The organism is Dyadobacter alkalitolerans DSM 23607 (assembly GCF_000428845.1).
In the GTDB taxonomy this organism is placed as follows: Bacteria; Bacteroidota; Bacteroidia; order Cytophagales; family Spirosomataceae; genus Dyadobacter; species Dyadobacter alkalitolerans.
This window is the reverse complement of record NZ_AUAS01000027.1, coordinates 1-20,066: the sequence shown is the minus strand read 5'-3', so window position 1 is coordinate 20,066 and position 20,066 is coordinate 1. Positions and strand designations below refer to the sequence as shown.

Annotated in this window: 12 protein-coding genes and 1 pseudogene; 2 read left to right on the top strand and 11 right to left on the bottom strand. The window is 45.3% G+C overall.

Going from position 1 to position 20,066, the window contains the following annotated elements:
* Positions 1 to 253 precede the first annotated feature (253 nt).
* The 11 genes from G395_RS30565 to G395_RS31400 all read right to left on the bottom strand — a co-directional run bounded on the left by G395_RS30565 (position 254) and on the right by G395_RS31400 (position 17,477).
* Complete coding sequence (locus G395_RS30565) at positions 254 to 1,282, bottom strand: nucleoside hydrolase (RefSeq protein ID WP_229204296.1); 1,029 nt, start codon at positions 1,280 to 1,282, stop codon at positions 254 to 256.
* 56 nt (positions 1,283 to 1,338) lie between these two features.
* Positions 1,339 to 2,796: a BNR-4 repeat-containing protein gene (locus G395_RS30560; protein WP_051350420.1), complete on the bottom strand. Its 1,458-nt coding sequence runs from the start codon at positions 2,794 to 2,796 to the stop codon at positions 1,339 to 1,341.
* 35 nt (positions 2,797 to 2,831) lie between these two features.
* Positions 2,832 to 5,024: a polysaccharide lyase family 8 super-sandwich domain-containing protein gene (locus G395_RS30555; protein ID WP_157486830.1), complete on the bottom strand. Its 2,193-nt coding sequence runs from the start codon at positions 5,022 to 5,024 to the stop codon at positions 2,832 to 2,834.
* A gap of 27 nt (positions 5,025 to 5,051) precedes the next feature.
* On the bottom strand, positions 5,052 to 6,917 hold the full coding sequence (locus G395_RS0125910; RefSeq protein WP_035362098.1) for a heparinase II/III domain-containing protein: 1,866 nt from the start codon (positions 6,915 to 6,917) through the stop codon (positions 5,052 to 5,054).
* Positions 6,918 to 6,919: 2 nt separating this feature from the next.
* The gene (locus G395_RS30550; protein WP_051350418.1) at positions 6,920 to 8,203 is read right to left on the bottom strand and encodes an alginate lyase family protein; all 1,284 of its coding nucleotides are present in this window, start codon (positions 8,201 to 8,203) and stop codon (positions 6,920 to 6,922) included.
* Between the two features lie 89 nt (positions 8,204 to 8,292).
* Positions 8,293 to 9,276 (bottom strand): DUF4466 family protein, encoded by a 984-nt coding sequence (locus G395_RS0125900; RefSeq protein ID WP_026632688.1) that lies wholly within the window; start codon positions 9,274 to 9,276, stop codon positions 8,293 to 8,295.
* 18 nt (positions 9,277 to 9,294) lie between these two features.
* Positions 9,295 to 9,702, bottom strand: a complete 408-nt coding sequence (locus G395_RS0125895; RefSeq protein ID WP_051350417.1) for an SGBP N-terminal domain-containing protein — start codon at positions 9,700 to 9,702, stop codon at positions 9,295 to 9,297.
* A 39-nt stretch (positions 9,703 to 9,741) separates the two neighbouring features.
* On the bottom strand, positions 9,742 to 11,580 hold the full coding sequence (locus G395_RS0125890) for a RagB/SusD family nutrient uptake outer membrane protein (protein ID WP_026632686.1): 1,839 nt from the start codon (positions 11,578 to 11,580) through the stop codon (positions 9,742 to 9,744).
* Positions 11,581 to 11,591: 11 nt separating this feature from the next.
* Positions 11,592 to 14,735: a SusC/RagA family TonB-linked outer membrane protein gene (locus G395_RS30545; RefSeq protein ID WP_211237805.1), complete on the bottom strand. Its 3,144-nt coding sequence runs from the start codon at positions 14,733 to 14,735 to the stop codon at positions 11,592 to 11,594.
* A gap of 991 nt (positions 14,736 to 15,726) precedes the next feature.
* On the bottom strand, positions 15,727 to 16,740 hold the full coding sequence (locus G395_RS0125880; protein ID WP_026632685.1) for a PDDEXK nuclease domain-containing protein: 1,014 nt from the start codon (positions 16,738 to 16,740) through the stop codon (positions 15,727 to 15,729).
* Positions 16,741 to 17,240: 500 nt separating this feature from the next.
* Positions 17,241 to 17,477 (bottom strand): hypothetical protein, encoded by a 237-nt coding sequence (locus G395_RS31400; protein WP_026632684.1) that lies wholly within the window; start codon positions 17,475 to 17,477, stop codon positions 17,241 to 17,243.
* A 32-nt stretch (positions 17,478 to 17,509) separates the two neighbouring features.
* On the opposite strand from G395_RS31400, the pseudogene G395_RS31860 reads away from it, so the two are divergent.
* Together G395_RS31860 and G395_RS0125860 are read left to right on the top strand one after the other, a co-directional pair.
* Positions 17,510 to 17,683 (top strand): annotated as a pseudogene (locus G395_RS31860) (integrase core domain-containing protein); the annotation flags it as partial.
* A gap of 827 nt (positions 17,684 to 18,510) precedes the next feature.
* Positions 18,511 to 19,944, top strand: a complete 1,434-nt coding sequence (locus G395_RS0125860; RefSeq protein WP_026632683.1) for an AAA family ATPase — start codon at positions 18,511 to 18,513, stop codon at positions 19,942 to 19,944.
* The last annotated feature ends 122 nt before the right edge of the window (positions 19,945 to 20,066 follow it).

The following is a 20,066-nucleotide window of genomic DNA, read 5'->3' as shown; positions in this document are numbered from 1 at the left end:
CTAGATCCAAGTCCACGAAATCTCGGTATTTCCGAGCCTCCCTCAAATTCATTGCCCAGGAAGTGCACGTAGAGATACCATATCGCCTGTTATATAACAAATATTATCTGGTGTGCATCCATGTACGTGTGCATAAATTGTCCTTTTTTGTAATTCTTTGCACCTAGTATAATCTGCTCTAAAAGGTATTGTTACCTGTACTGATTCAGCTACACTATTGCAGGGAGGAAAATAGTCGTGCGATTTGGAGCTGTTACTTTCCAAGCATCAATTGATCAATATATTGACGTATTCTCTCTGTGGCGGTATTAATCATAAGGTATCCATGTATCTGATTTGATGGCGCAAGCCACTTATTACTGCCGTCATCTGCTACTTTGCAGTGCCCATTTTTGTTTGACACGAAAAATGAGCCCGCTCCTTCAACTGCTATTAAGATTGCGATCTGGTCCCAGCTAGCACGACCTTTAAACCCATTGTAAAGCTCATAGGCTCTGTACACTGGACTTGTTGGATCGCATTGGGCTTGGAAAGATTCACCACCCGTCACTATTTGATTACCTACTTCCCAGCCAGAAAATGTCACTGGCAAGGTCCATTTGCCTAGGGAGTTAACAGTCGATGCAGGATCTGGCCGGTAAAAATTTGCCTCCTTGCCTTCAGGGAACTGCCCGCCCATACAAGACCAGCGTTTTACTTTTTGTTTAACGAGTTCCTGTCCGCTTAAAGGGCTGATTGAATCGGGGGACGAGTCCAGTAGCCTGCTCAGGCTGGTCAGATGTCCAATAGTAATAATGACAACACTGTGATCAGGCTGACCGGCTAGCAACCTTCGGTAAACCTTGGTTCCATCTTCGGCATCGGCATTCGAGCTAAAACAGGTTGGAAACTGCTCTGAAATCTCCTTGGTGTATTTTGAAAAAGTTCTGAGTGAATCTTTCTGACTTACACCAATAGGGATGTCCTTTCTGCCAAACCATACATTGATTGCATCCGTACAAGCAGCGCTGTATTTCTCGTCACTGGTTACTATTATCCCTAATATACGTGCCCTTTTCTGCCCTTCATAAGCGTGAAGCATAGCCAGCGCTCCTACATCATCAACATCAGAATCCATATCAGTGTCTAGTATTACAGATACCGGTTCCTGCTCAACCGTTTGTGCATGGCCAGCACGCGGCAGTTGAGCGATCAAAAACACAGTAAAACAAAAAGACAGCAATTGTAACATAGATTTCGGTTTAAATAAAATAAATAACGTGTTGTAAGTGAGCTCTTTCATCTTTTTTGCCCGACTGCCAAGCCGCTATAACTCGGTATTGAATCGATAGGATATTGCTATTTATACATTTGCGGGGTAATCATTGCATCAGTAGCATGTCGTGGCAACCGATACACCACTCCCTTTGAATCAGTAAAATATAAATATGATTCAGATGGCTTCCTGCCATGTCCATCGGCCCAAATACCGTAGAAATCGTTTCTGGCATTCACAGGTTTACGAACATACGAATGGTTCATAGCACTATTTTTCGTCATTTGTTTTTCCAACTGCCATGTATTGCCACCGTCCTTGCTGCCCCACATGCCCACCTCACCACCCGGGTTGTAAGCCTGCGGGCCGTCAACGGTTGGTCCTATCACTTTAAGTTTTTTGTCTGATTCGACATAAATGGAACCCATGTCATAGTTGCTGTCCGAAGTGGTTACCACATGGTGCTGCCAACTTCTCTGTTTCCAGCGAAATAGCGTCCACTGTCTAGGATCATTGCCGGGTCCAGCCTCAAACCCTTTACTTGCAATGACCAGAATGGCTGATTTTTGCTGTTTATCAAACGTAATGTCGAGCAAATAACAATTCTGTTTTTCGCCTGCATAATCGTGAACAAGCGCTGGATTTTTTGAATCGGTCAACGGTAAAAGTGCTTGTTCGCCTTTGATGTTTTGCCAGGTTTTGCCAAAGTCAGAGGTTTCCAGATAATATAAGTTCGTTCTGTAATTTAGCCCTTTGCCTTTCGGGTGATAATCAAATGCTACACCTACTTTTCCGTTTGATTCCGCACTGATTTGGTAATGGCCGTCCTGAATATGGGCCAGCACTTTCCACTCATTCCAATGCACACCATCTTTGGTTGTGTTGAATCCGATCACGCGGTGACCTGCCTTATTGTATTTTGTAAACAGGGCAATAAACCCTTTTCCTTTGACAGGATAAACCTGAAAATAAGAGAAGTTTTTAAATGGCACCTCTTTACCATTTAGTAGTTCTGTTGCCTGTATTGTTTCAAAATCCTGAATATCATAGGGCCGTTTACTTTTATGAATATAGGAAGGCCGGGACAACCCATGTGAAGTGGAAAAAATCCAGATATATCCCTGATCGTCAATCGAAATAACCGGATTGTCGTGCGCGTCGATTGTACGTTTATCAAGCAAAATGACCGGATTTGCTAATTTACCCGAATCATGGTCAAAATATGATACGTTGTGAAGCAATGTCGAGTTTGTCTCATCCGTGCCGCCAAAGCAAAAAAACGTCTTATTGACTTTTTTTGAATAGACCGCGAAAGGCCTGTGATTGGCAGGATACACAGCTAGTCCGCCGCTATATTTGTATACATATTCATCATTTGACGGCTGGTTCATGTACCATATCCCTTTGAAACCATTAGCTTTCTGAAGGATCAGCTCTGCTTCGGCATATTTAAGATCAGGAGATACTTCCTGGGCAACCAGTATGCCAGTAGTTAAACTTAGGATTATCGTGAATACAATCGGTTTCAATCTATCTTTCATTCGGGAACACATCTGATTTCTCTTTCTTGGGTTGCCTAATAAGTAGTAACTAAGCTTTGCCCTGCCATTCCATTATCAGGCATCTGAAAAGTGAGCAGCGTCTTGCCAGGACCGGCGTCCGAGACTTGAACATGACCGGAAACGGTTTTTAACTTGCGGCTTATTTCCAAATGCAGCTGTGCATGGTTGCCGACAGGATCGGACACGGTGATCTTACTCACTTTATTGCCTGTTATTTGCAGCATTGCCATACAAGGTTCTTTCGCGGTAAGAGAAAGTCCCTTATCAATCTGAATTGCACCCGGTTCATAAAAAACAACTTGCACTAGACCCAACCCTGTGTGACGTACTGCCTGCACCTGGGATGAATTGATAATGATCTGTATAGGAAGGTTTTGCCGGTAGGCTTCGACTTCGGAATCGCCTATTCCGGCAACAACAATGTAGCTATAACCTGCATCGGCAGGTCTTGCTCCGTGGTCGAGCCAGGCTTTAAAAACATCTTTACTGACCTTCTCTTCTGTCGCCCAGGTATGGTGATTGATTTGCCGCCAGCTGCCTGTTTGCTGCTGATTGCTTACATGCAAGGGCACGGGCTCCGTAAATACGTAAGCCGTGCTGTCATGGTGTACCCAGCTTGCTTTGTCCAACTGATGTGCACCTTTTTCCAGCCTAAGAATTTTGCCCTCCACGCCAGCCGAAACCTGACTAGATAACAGGCTTTGGTTCAATGTGGTTGCTACATGACCATCAGCGTTAGCAGTAATTCCAGCTCCGAGTGCAACAAATTCTTTGTCAAAAAAGAACCAGGCTTTTTTCGCTTTCAAGGGATCATGGACGCTAGCAAAGTCGAATGCAGCTGCTCCGTAGCGCTGATCGGTCACCCCGCCCGTAAAAGCATTGATACCTTGTTTGGCAAGCTCTTTCCAGTGCGGTAGCTCAGCTTTTTGCAACACCGTTGTACCCGGGATTTTCTGCCAGTCCCAAACTGGAAAAATCTGGTCATATTCACGGCCGGTCCGGGTAATGAAATTGCTTCCATCACCATAATGATGGTTTTTCAAACCTTCTTCATTGTGCGGCTGTTCCATGTTCGCCGCGCGCTTGCTGTGCATACGAACGGAAGCATAGTAGTCGGGCCGCTGGTGGGTATAGTAATGCGAATGCCAAAAATAATAATCGCGCGTCAGGTTGGGCTTTACTTCGCCTTTCCTGATTCGGACGATCGTTTCAAGTTCGGCCTTCCGGTAGGATGTTGCTGCAAGTAAGTTTTCCGCCAGTTCCGGGCCGGCTGGTTTCAATGCCGCTTTCCTACTGATTCCGCGGTTCTCAGCGCCAGGATCAGGATATTTTCCAAAAGCATGCGATTGACAAATCCCGTCCAGAAAATAATCGACGAGTAGTTTCATCGGCTCCTCAGGCAGCCTGTATTTCGTACCTTCGGTTTTGACAGCCCAATATGCAAATGCATTCGCATACCCGGTTCCATAGGCCAGTGTCGATATCACATTGTCGGTCCGGTGATGAAAGCTCAGGTCCGGTTTTAAGCCGCGGCCGGTGGAAATTTTTATTTCCGACACCATCACCTTCATTACCTGGGCCAGCACTTCCGGATTTCGTTGAAAAAGTGCCTGCTTGGCTCGCATTCCGGCAATCTGAATCAGGTCGCCGCCCGGGCGGGCACCCGAAGCTTCCAGATTGGCCCGGCCGGCTATCCTTACCCCCTCTCTTTTTTGATTTACGGTCAGCTGGTCGTCCGTTATCAGCAGAATATTGACCATTAACTGAGGTGTTCCCATTTCGTTCCACCACCAGTTTTCACAGATAAAATCATTTGCTAGCCAATAGTCGAGTGCCTTGGAAACTGCTTTTTTTACTTCCGATTTATTGTGAAAAGCAGAGCCCGGCTTTTTAAATGCACGGGCAAGTTCAAGCATGTTGTTAAGGTGTTGGCTATGCTCAAAAGCCGTGCGCGAAACGTCTGTATAATTGATCCCGGGCCAGGTGCCATCTTGTTTTTGTGTGCTGACCAATTCTTCAATATGCTTCGCATCGACAGGCGGTTTCAGCAAATCATCGACAATACGTTTTCTGATTTTTTCAAGATCCGCATCCGGCGTGCCTTTGCCAGCTTCGACTGGTAAGGCGACGTTTTCGCCGGGTTTGCGTAGTTGCTGGGCGTAGCAAAGCTGTGCCCCAAGGATCAACAGAAATAATATCTTCTTCATCAGGTTCAGGATAAGTTCGATCAAGTGTTACTTCCACGACAAAAGTGGTTTTACCTTCGGGATTTGCGTCGAAGGTGAAAATATGGCATTGAAACTTTCAGTAGAATTCGCAGGAATTGTTACCTCGAAGCCCACAAATTGCGTATTTGGATTAGGCGCATCGTAATCGTGGGTTGGCGTAGTTGGCCATGTTTTAATCTCGATATTTGCTTTTGTATCAAATACAAGCAGCATTTTCTTTCCATTTTGAGACAATTCTACCGTTTTGCCATCGACTACTTTTACGGTGGCGCCTGTCAGCAAGTTCCATCGCATTTTAGCAGCTTTGTCCCCGGTTTTTACTTCATCTCTTACCACCACCCATTTTTCATTCCGGATTGAAATACCCCGCTTGGCAGCAGCAACCTGTCCTTTATATATATCTGAAAGATCGGTTACAGCCATCATTTCCGACTTGCTATCTGACCAGGCGTCGATCTTGGCATAGCCCTTCACGTTCAGAAGCTGACCGTCAAACGTTAATGTATTGTGTGCGAAATTATTTAGCCGAAAGACCTCCCAGCGCTGTGAATTCTGTGCGCGGTTCCACAGATCCACCCCTTTTGTTTCCAAAGAATTATAATCCTGCATTCCGAAATCCATTGCCCAGCGCTCTCCCTGCGCATCTATTACAAACGAGCCAATGTCCATGTGCGCGTGGTTCACAGATGGCGAACCCGTTTTCAAACCTACAAAAATTGCATTCGGATCAACCCAGGAAGTGCGCATCAATGCAACCGGCGATGGTCCCCGCCCTATCCACTGCATTTTTGAAGGCGGCTTTATGGCATCCAGGTTCGTTTTGCTACCCCAAATCAGCAGCGCGGGTAAAATGCGGTTTCGCACATTGCCGGTTGTCTGCGCTGAAAGCAGTTTTTTCTGTGTCCAAAGTAGAGAAGGATCCTCGGTTTTTTCGGCAAACCAGAACATAGCCGGGCTCAATCCCTCTTTCAATCCGCTGTCGCCCCAGTTATGCGCCAGTCCACTCGGCCCAACCAGATTTTGAAAAAATCCAGCCGTTTTCAGGAAGCCCGGAGATTGAGAAAGTCCGAAATCTGTGCCCAATGCTTTTTCTATTGCACTCACGAAAAGCACATTGAAACTCGTCCCATATCCCCAATAACTAAATCCTTCCTGATAAGCGCCGTCAGGCTCGTAGGATGGAATCATTGCTTTTGGAATGGTGGCGACAGCTCTTGAAATTATATTTGCCGCGACCTCCGGCTGAGTTTCTGCAATGGCCAATGCGCCAAATGAAATACCCGCATTGCATACCTGATTCCAGTTGTGCTCTGCATTCAGGAAAGCGCTGTATTTCTTTTCAAACGAAGGTTCAAGGCCTTTTTTCAAAATTGCATCGGCGATTGTGGCCCGCGCTTCCGCTGTTAAGCCGTCGTAAAGCCAGTCGTAACCGATTGCTACGGCCATCGTCATTTCGGCCACATCCAGAAAGTGGGTCGGGTTCCAGTCTTCAAAAGCAGCGACAGCCAGCATTTCCTTTTCTGCTCTGCGGAGATACTTTTCATCTTTGGTAGTCCGGTATGCGTATGCCAATTGAAAAACGCGTCTTAAACATTCCCGCGATTTGTCGAGCAGTCTTTTGCCGATTTTGATCCGCTCTACTGGAGGCGTATGAAGCAGCTTATCGCATTCAGCCAGAATTTCCTGGTGGATCGTATTCCATTCTGCATGCTTTTGGATTTGGGATAAAATTTGTTGTTCCTCCCCTTTTAGCAAAAGCAGCCGCGGATGCTCCTGTTTAATAGATCTAAGTATATCGGAGCTGGACTGAGCTTGACAGTATAATCCGCTAAAAGTCAGCAGTATTGTAAATATTATGACAATTTGTTTCATGATTAAAGATTTGCGCTGGTGAGCAGTAGCAAACTGGTTCCTTCAATGTCTCCAACTGCAATTCCCGAGATATCTAGATCAGCATATTTGCTGGATACCGATCTGGCTATCCGGAAAAAACTGTCGTATTGCATGGGTTTGATCTGCTGGTGGGTCCATTCCTTTTTCTTTTGGGCAAAAGGCAGCATCCATTTGAATGCAGACTTAATGGATTTTCCATCGGGCGTTACATAGTTCCAGAGGTCAACCCCAACGTTGTCTGCCAAAGCGGCCAGCTGAAAGAAACCTTGCAGGTTCATCGTAGCATAATTCCAGGAAACCGTCCGGGCGAGCTCGTGGGGTTGCGCGCCGCTGGTGTCAAGCTGACTGCCGATCCGCTTTTTAGTTTGTTGTTCCAAAATTTCCCTCGCCAAGTCGGGCTGACCTGTAAAAAGTGCCATTGAGACCGTCTGCACATCGTACCAGGTGCCGTGGTTATTGTGCTCATCGGCCTCGTCTAAACCAATCGGGCTCGTTCTCATCCACGTTAAAAATGCCTTGTACCAGTCCTGAATTCCCTGATATTCAGCATCAGAAAGGCTTTTGGAATCTTTCAGGAGCTGCACCCCGTCAATTAACACAGCGAGTGCGCGGGTGTCAATGATACCGATTCCCCGACCGTCAGTGCGGCCGGGAATCGCCTGACCGAAGTTCAGGTTAGGATTCATTCGGGTTTCTTTATCCAAGAACCATGTCCTTAAAAGTTTAGCTGCGTGGTCTGAATATTTTATTTCATCGGTGAAATACCATGCAAGTGAGAGCCGGAATACATCCCTGCACAGGCTTCCGTGGTAATCCGCGTCTTTGATAGTGAACCTTTCGGGATTTACCTGGCCGTCTTTTCGAATGTAAGGCAACCCATCGGCCTTTGTGGAATCCGGCCACCAGTACGGCCCCACGCTCATATAATCGTGCTTGTCGCCGCTTGGCGGCACTTTGCTTTTGTAAGTAACCGAATAAGGCTCTGATTTCAATGCTTTGTCAGCCTCAGCTATTAGTTCCTGTAACGCTTTTTGGAGCTGCTTATCGCCTTTTTTTATTTTGTTTTTCGAAGCTTCCAGGAACTCGCGCTTGACTAAAAATGTCTGGGTCTGATCAGCCGAATAAGTGATAGCCTCTGACCTTATGCAATCGGCGTTATGAGCGCGTGATGTAGTTCCGGCGGGGAGTGAATTTGAGTGGGCATATGTGTATGAACACAAAATTAAACCGGCCACCGCCCGCATGGCCAAAGCATTTTTTTTCATCGTTAAGGGTGTTAGGAAGTAAAGTAAATGCACCCCTGTGGGTTGCATCGAATACAACCCACAGGAAATGCAGAATAATCCAGCAATGCTTATTTCATTTGATAGCGCTTGATGCTGATCTTGGCGCTTTTATCGTTGTTCTTTACCGAATTCACATATACATAGGCGCGGTATTTTCCATCCTCCGTTTCTACCCAAACACCTGCCTCCGCACGCATATTAATGGCATAATTGGATGTTTTGGAAAGATCCAGCTGCTGAAAATCCAGGTCATCAATGTAGACACCGTACTGCAACCGGGCCAGATGGAAATCGCGCAGGTTCCACACTTTTTGCACTTTGGTATTACGGGTCGCTCCGGCCGGTAGGATTACACCCGGCAGATAAGTTTTAGCAGCAGGCGCCACGAGTCCGTGAGAAAAAGTAATGTCGGGAATAGAACGATACAGATATACAAGATCGATTTTTGAAGCATTTGCAGGCGCGTTTGCCGCAGTATAAACGGCCATATCTTCAATGGAGATAAATGCTTTGGTGCTGTCGACCACATCGAGATCCAGGACCATATCCATTTCAGCAATTTTGTATGGACCCATTGAATAGGACACCGATTGCCCGTTGCTGGCCTGAGCGGAAAATTTGAACGAAACCTCCTTCCCTTTTGCTGCCCCGGGAATTCGGTAGAAGTAACGCAGTGTGGCAGCTGAGGTATCTTTGGTAAAAGTCACCGATGTTTTCCCACCATTATTCTCCGACTTGCTCCCTACTTCTATGCCCACATCCTCGCCGCTTCCATTCGTGAAGAACGACCGGTTTTCAAGGTAAGTGGATTCCCCGCCCGCAATGGTTGCTTCTACTTCGGCTGAAACCAGCTTTCCCATTGACTTCGGCAGAGCCATTGCATAGGCAAACTCAATATCCATTCCCACCAGATTTGGCCCGAGTGTTCGTTTAATCACATCATTTTGCAATTCCTGCTTCAATGTCGGGATAGCATATTCCTCCTCTTCGCAAGAAGAAAGCGTGAAGACCGCGATAAAAACAAGAAAGTAATAAGAAAAAGTATTTTTCATGATCTTGCTGTTTAAGGGTTATGGTGTTTGCACAGTGAGATTCACCGTATAGGTTTTCCTGACTTTGCGATTGCCTGACACCACCGTATACTGCTTTGGGTTGGCCAGGTCGGAGAAATCTTCTTTTCCGGTAATCTTGGGATCGAGCTTGGCGTCGGTCACCAGCGTAAACTGCGGATAAAGATTAGTCAGGTCAGTTCCATAAAATACCTTCACATTGATCGTTTGCGCAGTTGTGTCAATGACTGCATTCTCCACCCTTACGGTTTGAAAGTCAGGCCCGAGCAGTTCAAAGTTACTGACATAACATTGGCTGCGGGTGGTGATCAGCAGCCCGTCTTCATCTACCGGGAAGTCTTCTTTGCAGGATATCAGCGTGCTGACTGTCAGCATCATTGCAACGATCCATTTTATATGTTTTAGCATTGGATTAAATGTTAATGTTTAAAATCGGCTAACAATCGCTCACAGCCAGGGTGTATTTTGGGTGAGATTCGGGTTGCGGTCGCGCTCACCCGGAGGGATCCGGAAGATGTAGTTCTGCTGGTAAGTACGCTCCGGGGTATTTTGAAAATACCGTTGCTGGTTGGCGCCGTGCGTATCGATCCGCCAAATGCCCTCGGTATAGGGAGCGCCCCATACGCGTTCCTGTGCACGCCATCTGCGAATGTCGAAACCGCGATGACCTTCGGCCAAAAGCTCAACAATGCGCTCTTGCTCAATGGCAGCGAAGAATGCATCTGCATTAGCTGTTTTGGCTGCTTTAAGGGCGGGCAGGTTTCCACGGTGGCGAATTTTGTTCACCAAAGCTATGGCATCGGCCGTAGGACCTTTCACAGCATTAGTGGCCTCAGCATACATCAGATATACGTCTGCCAGCCGCATAACCGGAAAGTTGTAATCGCCATCACTGCGTCCCTGACCTGCATAATTGCGCAGGAACTTACGGAACACGTAACCCGAATTGGATCCATCCGTGTTGTAAGTCGTATACTTTACGCCGTTGATTGTGACGGGCTGGTTCCAGGTTTTATAAATAAACGGTGTCCAGCCGGTTGATTTCAACGAAGCCAGACCCACACTTACTTCGTAATCCCACATAATGGAAGCTTTCATCCTGTAATCCCGGTTCTTATAGCTTTGCGAGTTTACAGCAGAGTTCGTTGCCGTGCGTGCACCTGCATCCGCTGGGTTCATGGGAACGAGCTTGGGTGCGAAATCACCCGTAATGATTGACTGATATCGGTCCGCAATCTCGTAGCGGGGTGCAACCCAGAGTTGTGAACCTTCATGTGAACGACCGGCGAAGTCACGCATCAGCTCTTCTCCCTGGCCTGTGCCTGTGCCGCCGTGCGTAAAGCCCATGATAATTTCAGGATCGTTGTTGGCAGCTGGCGTGAACAAATAATAGTAATTAGGCAGCTTGTCGGCTTTGCCTAGTGAATCAATGTCTCCCGGCTCCCCGTTGCGGAACAATGCCAAACCGTAGTTATTAATAACAGCATTAAAATCAGCTGCTGCGGCCGCATAAGCTGTTGTTGCTGCATTGGCGTCCGGTTTGAAATTTTCGAGCTCGGGCCAGCCAAACCGATTCCAGCAAGCCCAATACAGTTGCAGTTTCCCCCGGAACGCGAGAGCAGCAGGTTTTCCGGCGCGACCTGCTCCCGTTGCTTTTTCCGGAAGCTTTTCAAAAGCATAGTTGAAGTCAGCCATGATGGAATCTTTCACCTGTGTGATAGGCGTTCGGGATAATGTTGACACATCCGCGTTGCTTTCAGCGATTTTGGTAAAATACGGCACATCACCCCACATGGAAATCAGGCGAAAATAGACCATTCCCCGCAGCAGCTTCGCTTCGCCCACAATCGCTTCCAGCTTGGATATGGACTCTGGCTTTGCAGTCTGCAACATCCTTTCCACATTGGTGATCACATAGTTGGTACGATTGACCCCGCCGTACAAATATCTGTACATTTTGTCAAAGTTGTCACCATAACCGCTTGGGTTATAGTCGCCATCGTGGTAGGCGCCACCCAGGCGCAGGTTGTTGTTTGTAGCGCTGGTTCCACGTGTACGGACATATTCTCCGTGCCCGTCGAGATAGTAATCGCGGTCAAACAGTGGGCGGACCGATGCATATGCACCATTTAAAGCAAATGCTGCGTCGTCTTCGGTTTTCCAGAATGCATTGGTTGCCAGTTCAGTTGTCGGGTCCTGTTCAAGCAAGTCATGTGTACACGAGCCCGCACTAAAAACAAGCCCTGTAAGAATGATAGCTGATGTTATATGTTTGATACTTTTCATATGGATAGCTTTTAGATTCCTATGTTGATACCAACTGAATAGGATTTGTTCAATGGATATGCATCGCTCCTATTGCCGGCTTTTTCCGGATCCAATCCGCGGAATTTAGTGATCGTAGCCAGGTTTTCAGATGAGGCGAAAATGCGGAAGTTGGTCATACCAAGCTTTTTGGTAAGCGTGATGGGCAGGTTGTAACCCACCTGAATGTTCTTCACACGCAGGTAGGACAGGTTATCAAGCCAGAAGGTCGTTTCCTCGCGGTTTGCATTTCCGTTCAGCCTTGGCCATGCACCGTCGCGGTTTTCTACTGACCATGGATTATCCCAATGCCCCTGTGTGGATGCGTAACGCTGTGCTCCGAAGTTGACATTGTTGTAGATATTGATCCAATAATCTTTGCGGCCCGACGCTCCCTGCAAAAGGAATGTGAGGTCAATTCCGCGCCAGGAAACACTTCCATTTAATGCAAAGTTGGTAGTCGGGCGGTCACGCTGCACTTTTGGGTAAGCCACTTTGTCCTCGTCCGAAATCCTTCCGTCGCCATTGATGTCCTTGCGTAGAATATCGCCCGGCGAAGCTCCTTGCGGCGTTGCGTTATAGACGTCCTGCCAGGTTTGGGCAACGCCTGCATCCTGATAAGTATATAGGTAACCATAAGGAAGACCGAGAAAAACAGCATTTCCCGAGTTCGTTGATGTTCTTCCGAGGAATTCATTCCATTTTTCCAGCTTGGTTTTGTTGTGAGATGCATTCAGCGCCAGCGAGTAGTTTACAGCGCCTTTCCGGTCACGCCAGGTAAGATTTCCTTCGATACCACGGTTGCGCAGGTTACCAATGTTCTTACGTGGCGCATCGTATGCACCAGTAAGCAGGTTCGACATTTCCGAAGGGCGGTTCATGCCAGTAGTGAGGCGGTCGTAATAATCGATTTCAGCAGTGAGGCGGTTGTTCAGAAAGCCCAGGTCCAGACCTAGGTTAAACACTTTCGTAGTTTCCCAGGACAGATCTTTATTCACAAGTTTTTTATTAACAAAACCCTTCACAATTTGCCCATTGACCATATAGTTGCTTGCCGCAAGCGTCGACTGCTGCTCGTAACGGTCTACGCCACTGTTATTTCCAAGACTTCCGTAAGAAGCCCGAATTTTTCCGTTGGTCAGAATCCCGCTGGTATAACGGTTGATAAATGCTTCCTCTGTAAAGCGCCAGCCCAATGCAGCTGATGGGAAAAAACCAAATTGACTTCCCGGAAGAAATCTGGAAGAACCATCCGATCGGAAATTGACCTCGAGTAAATATTTATCAAAAGCAGCATAATTTACCCGTCCAATGTAAGAGCGCAGACCTTCTGTAGAAGAATTTCCGGCGGTAGATTGAATGTCCGTCAAAGCCGCGTCTACTTCATGCAGCGACGGGTGCAGCCTGTCATTCCGGGAAGTAGCCTGGTAGCGATCGTACCAATACTCTTCACTATAAACAAACATTGCGCCGATCTCGTGATTCTTGGCAATGGTTGTGTTGTAATTCAATCTTCCGTTTAGCAGCGTTTTATAACCCGTGTCTGTAAAATTCCCGACACCTGCATTCGGGCCAACATATATGCGGCTGCCAAATGTATTTGTCTGAAAGTTGTACGACTGGTTGGGCATATGTGCAGTCCAGCGGAATTGGTTAAAATAATTCAATGCATAATCAATACGGGCAGTCAGTCCTTTGATAGGTGTCCAGTCCACGTACATATTCGCATTTGCTTCCTGCCGGTTCTGCCTATTCAACTGGTTTACGTAAAGCGTGTAAGGGTTATAAGCCTGAGGATCTTCATTATAAGCCATCACCCCACCATAGTAACCGGTTGTCGGGTCGTAAGGCAAAATACCTGGAATTGCATATTGCATATCGAACCCGGCAGTGTTGGCAGCGTCGTCATCGGTGAAGCCGTCCTCCAATGCATAAGTCATATTTGACCAGTTTCCGTTGAACTTCACACCTGTGTTAATGTTCTTCCTGATCTTGTAATCGTAGTTGAAGCGCGCGTTATACCGTTTAAAATCATTGTTGATCTGCAAGCCTTTTTCATTCATTAATCCCACTGAAATAAAGAAGTTGGACTTGTCGCCACCGCCAGAAGAAGACAGGTTATAGTTCTGAACCGAACCGGTCCGCAGGATCACATCCCACCAGTCGGTGTTTGGAAATGCAACCGGATCGATCATACCCATCGCCATCCACTGGTCAATGGTGCCGTCTTTAAAGTTGAAGTTGGAACGCAGGGTGTTCACAGCTGCTGCGCGCTGATGAAGGGTGAGCGTTCTGGGATAATCCGACAGGAATTCGTAGGATCTTGTTGGAATTTGGACGCCGTAATTTCCAGAGAAATTAATGGATGCTTTTTCCTGTCCCTTACCTGATTTAGTGGTGATCAGGATGACTCCGTTTGCAGCACGAGAACCATAAACCGACGAAGATGTAGCATCTTTCAGAATGGATACAGTTTCTATATCATTCATATTGAGCCTGTTAATATCTACATCAGGCATTCCGTCGACAACGACCAGCGGGCTGGCATTGTTAACAGTTCCCAGTCCACGGATGACCAGCGACGCATTGTTGCGGCCCGCCATACCCGAATTCTGGTTCACTGCGAGGCCGGGCACCAGTCCTTGAAGACCCGATGAAACGTTGCTGAGTGAGCGGTTAGTGATCTTGTCGTCGATCTTGATGGCCGAGACTGCGCCGGTGACATTTACTTTTTTCTGTGTTCCGTAGCCGACGACGACAATTTCATCCAGCGATTTGTTTTCCGGTGCGAGCTGAATACTGATCGCGGTCCGGTTGTCTACGGTTGTTTCCTGGGGAACGTAGCCGATGAAGCTGAATGTCAGCACCGAAGAGCCGCCGGCAACCGTAATGGTGTAATCTCCCTCCGGGCTGGTGGTGGTTCCATTGGAGGTGCCTTTTTCAATGACATTCACACCGGGAAGTCCGGCGCCTTTTTCATCGGTTACCTTACCGGTGATGGTCACAGCGGCCTTTGATTCGTGCCTGACGCTCGGCAGGATGCCGCTTCTTGCTTCCGTTTGAAGCCCCGGGCACAGCCACATTCCTGACAGCAGAGCGAGACTTCCCCACGGAATGCGCGTAGAGGATTGTTTCATAGTTAAGTTGGTTTAGAGTGATTTGTACCCACAGGTGACGCAAATCCATTTCAACCTCCCTGACTATTTTTATAAATAATATTTAAATAGTCAATTTAGTGTTCGTTGCCAATTCCTATCTGTTATAGGAGTTGATATCATGCGGTCGGTGTGAATTTTACCGACTAGTTAGCCAATAGCTGAAAGGGTCAAACGTAACACTGTTATCTCATCCCATGTATGCCCGTCTTTTCTGACGTTTACGTGATGGGGAAGATAATCATCTATCGTACTTTCTCAGCCCCTTGTTACTCAAAAAAATTGTGAACTCCGAAGCTGACGCTTCTGTAATGCATATGCTGAGTAAGATTCCCCATTATTACAGTAATTACCTTCAAATAAGGACGCACCTAATTTGTCAAATGTAAATTTGCCTTTTTTACCGAACCTCTGTTTGCGCAAACATTCCAGTAAATAAAACGGAGGTTTTCTTTACCCATTAACGGCAGCCTCGTGCGAGTTGCACAAGCACTTTAAAGTGGGAAGTAAATTCGGTAAAGAAATCAAAGTAAAAGTATTCATAGGCAAATCGAGTTATCTTACCTCTCGTAGCCAGTCGTCCAGATTAGGTAGGTACTTAACAAATGCTAGGAGCTTTCCATATAAGGATCTCGTCTTCACCTTTTCCGAAATACTCAATTCTAAGAGCAGTCATGAGTATTTGTATCAATCCGCCATGCTGATAAACTGTAACCTAGAACAGGTTCAACTCGCCTTGAACATAAACGGTGTACAACACCAGGTATCAAATAACCATCAAATAAGAAAAATGCCTTCGCTGGCTTAAAAGCCTACTTTTGTATCAAATAAGATAAAAACCGAGCATAGTCATCAAATAAAAGTACAGTGCTTCCGAAGGTTCCATTGAAGTATAATTATATTTATTGAAATCAATTGTGCAACAACTTGTTGCACAATTATAAATGCTTCATTATCTGCTCATTACAATTTATCAGATACCTCGCAACTCTTTCTCGAGTTCCTGTATCGTCGGCAATTTTCCTTTCAAATTTGTAGGGATAGACTCGGTGATCCGATATTCAGACACGCCTATCGGCTTATTAATATCCTTTAGTGCATACTCTGCAATCACTTTGTCCTTATCACGGCAAATCAGCAATCCTATTGAGGGCTGATCGTCACTACTCTTCAACACGTCATCGACGACTGAGAGGTAAAAATTCAATTTACCTGCATATTCTGGTATAAACTTGCCTGTTTTTAGCTCAATAACGACATAGGACCGCAACTTCAAATGATAGAACAGCAGGTCGATATAAAAGTCAGACTCTCCGACCTCAATATGATACTGCCTGCCAACAAAGGCAAAGCCCGCTCCCAGCTCTAACAAAAATTTCGTAATATGTCCCGTCAACGCGTCTTCCAGGTCTTTCTCATGATACTGATCACTCAGCGACAAGAAGTCAAAGATGTACGGATCCTTAATTATTTCTTGGGCAAGCTCAGATTGTACCTCTGGGAGTTGATTTTTAAAATTGGTGACTGCCTTTCCTGATCGGTGGACATTTCCAGACTTTATCTGGATCGCAAGGATATTCCTTGACCATCCATTTTCTACTGCCTTCCGTACATAAAAATTCCGCTCTTCAGCATCCTTTACCTTATCCATTAGTATGACATGATGCGACCATGACAATTGCGCAACCGGTTGTTGCGTAATTGTCGTTTCAGAATAGTCCGAAGCAAATTTGCGCATGTACATAAGATTTCTAACCGAAAGACCTTCCATATCCGGAAATTCTGATTTCAGATCTTTTGACAACTGCTCAATAACCCTACTACCCCACCCTAATTTCTCTTGCTCAGTCAAAATGATGTGACCAATATTCCAATAAAGCCCAAGCAAGTGTGTATTGACAGTAACAACTGCTCGGAGCCTGGTTTCTCGGATTGAAGCCCGCAATCCCCCAAGCAAAGCTGAATAGTTCGTTGGTAATGATTCCATAGAGGCAAATTACATACAATAAGCAACTTTTCAACGTGTGCCGCCGCAGACCAGTTTACTAATAGTTACCACGATTTCAATATGTATGAGATTACTGAGCTCTAACCTATTTCAGGACTTTACCTTCAATTCCGCAGACAATGTCTGCGGAATTGAAGCCTGATGGTACACCATATCGAGCCACCAATAAAGCCTAAAATATGGTTTTTGGAAGTGCCTTTAAAATAGTCCAAATACTTGACCGGAATGCCAACAATGGGTTTAAACATTATGAAAGTATTGAGAACAAGGTTACTGATCAAAAAACCGACAGCGAAGATGAATACAGCAGAGTATGGGCTGAGTTTTCCTTCAACCGGTACTTTTGAAGTTTAAGAACATCGAGTTGGTCACATATTTAAAGAAAAGACCCATTAAAATGCCACTGCAGATTGAAATCAATAGCCCTTTTATGGAAATGAATCTGGGTCCTGTTGACATTCGTGTATAGGCTGTGGCATTTAATAGAATTGCAATGACAATAAGTAACACTCCTGAGAAAAGAAGGTTAAATTCCCAATAGGTGAAGTTAAGTAATTGACAATCACCCCAATGACGAGAGACAAGCCAGAACCAACAGAAAAAGCAACAGAAATGCCGGCAATTGATACAGCTGCTAAAAATAAGATGTTGGCTGTGTTAAAAATAATGCCTCCCAGCAGCGCATTAACGATGCTTTCATTACTGGCTTGTTGCATATCTGAGATAAAGTCTCGCCCTTGGATCCCATGAGTGTCTTTCCGTCAATTGGTTCCTATCGATGGACGATGCTAGGGAAAAAATTGAAGACTTTCGGTGGGAATACAACCACTTCAGGCCTCATAGCGCACTGAATGATTTAACCCCAAAGGAATTTGTTAATTTACATCAAGAAACACCGAAAACTCTAATTTTAACCGTCTGAAAACCAGGGAGGGGCTCATAAGATCCACAGAGCATTTCATTTTCTCATATATGTTGTTTCTAATTGTACTTAAAAACGGGTCGTTAAAATGTGATTGGGGACTGCTGTCACAAATGTAAGTTTAGAGCTGATGAGTGCCTTTTGAAGTTTGATTTACTTTTAACCGGGCACCTTACACTGTACTTACGAATCAAGTAAGACATACAAACCGTCGTAAGCTGCACCGAGCTAAGCTGTTTCACAAAAGGAGGCTTGTTACGACTTCCAATTCTAACACCTTAAATCAAAGTACAACACCTGCATAGCTAGAAAGGGAGGGGTGGGTGTAGATCCCTAGAATAAGAGGTTGTGGAAGTTTTTGGGTTAGTACAAGCAGAACGCACTTTTCACATTACGTTCCGAAGCAGCTGCTGCACATGGGGACTGTTTGATTATAAAAAAGCGAGGCGGATCACGCTAATAATGTCAAGTGATGCGGTTGCTAGTTTGATCCAAAAGTTAAAGCGTTTTTTCTTCTCCATTGCCGCGGTGATTTTTTGCAATATGCGTGACTAATATCATATCTCAAAGAAAAATTTTATGAGTGGCTATTCGATTCATAATCACCACTGTATTACGCAGAAATACCCTTGCAATAATCCTGTAAACCGATGAAGTGAGCGGGTTATTCATGTCATGAAAATTACGAAAAACAGTAAATAAGGTCCTTTAAAGTATACTTCCGAATTATAACACGCCAAAACTAATCACAAAACCTGTGTTTTGGCGTATTATAAAATCCTATATTGCGCCAAAAGTGGATTGATATAAATATATAAGCCAAAGTAATGGAACAAGTGATTGGACGGACCGAAGAAAAGTCTCTTTTGCAAAAGATTGAAAGATCAGCAGAAGCAGAACTGGTTGCGATATTTGGACGACGACGGGTTGGAAAAACATTTCTGATCAGGAACGGTTTCAGCAAAAAAATATCTTTCGAGTTTTCGGGCATACACCATGCGAACCTAAGCCAGCAACTGGAAAACTTCAGTATGTCATTAACCAATGCCGCTGGCAGATTACCAATAGCAAAACCTGAAAGTTGGTTAAAAGCTTTTGAGATGCTTAAACAACTGCTCGATCCCCTGGTTATCAAAGATAGAACAATCGTTTTCTTTGATGAATTCCCATGGATCGATACCCCCCGCTCCGGCTTTTTACCGGCCTTTGAGAATTTTTGGAATTGTTGGGCCTCACAGAAAAAAAACCTGGTTATCATCATCTGTGGGTCTGCCGCTTCCTGGATGATCAAGAAGATCATTAATAATCGGGGCGGATTGCATAACAGGGTAACCAGAAGAATACGGCTTCTTCCCTTTACCATCGGAGAAACAGCTCAGTATCTTCATCAACGCAAAATCAAATTAGACAGATACCAATTGTTACAGATATATATGGCAATGGGAGGTATACCTCAGTATCTTAAGGAGATTGAACCTGGCGACAGCGCTGCCCAAACAATTGATAGGCTATGTTTTACCAAAGATGGTTTGCTAGTTGATGAATTTAAGAACCTTTATCATTCGCTTTTTGACAGTGCTCAAAGCCACATAGACATTGTACGTGCCTTGGCTAAGAAAGGCAAAGGAATGAGCCGTACAGAGCTAATCGATGCATGTAATTTAACGTCCGGTGGCTATGCTACTCAACTGCTAAGCGAGCTTAGTGAGTCTGGATTTATCAGTACTTACATCCCTTTTGGCAAAACAAGTAAAGATGCTCTTATTAAGCTAACAGATGAATACTCGCTGTTCTATTTGAAGTTTATAGAAGGAAGTAAAGCCACTGGACCAGGAAGCTGGCTAAGGTTTATATCTGGCAGTTCATGGAAAGGTTGGAGTGGAAATGCCTTTGAGGGCATATGCATGAAGCATGTGTCTCAGATTAAAAAAGCGATTGGAATCGCGGACGTATATACAGAAGTGTCTGTATGGCGTCATCAGCCAAAAAGCAACACAGAAAAAGGGGCACAGATTGATTTACTAATCGATAGGAATGACTCCTGCATTAATGTCTGTGAAATGAAATTTTCAGCATATCCTTTTGAAATTAGTAAGGCCTATGCGTCAGAGCTGGAAAGTAAACTGAGCGTATTTCAGCAAATAACAAAAACCAAGAAGACGCTATTTTTAACAATGTTGACAACCTATGGGGTAAAAAACAGTACAAAATTCCCGGGGCTTGTTCAGAAAGATGTAACCATGGATTCGCTTTTCGACTGAAGAAATCGAAGGTATTTCAACTACTTATATAATACTCCCCAATAATTGGACAGCTACTAAAATTTCTAATTTAGTAGTTGACTATGAAAAGGGAACGTAGAAAATTCAGCGCGAGCTTCAAG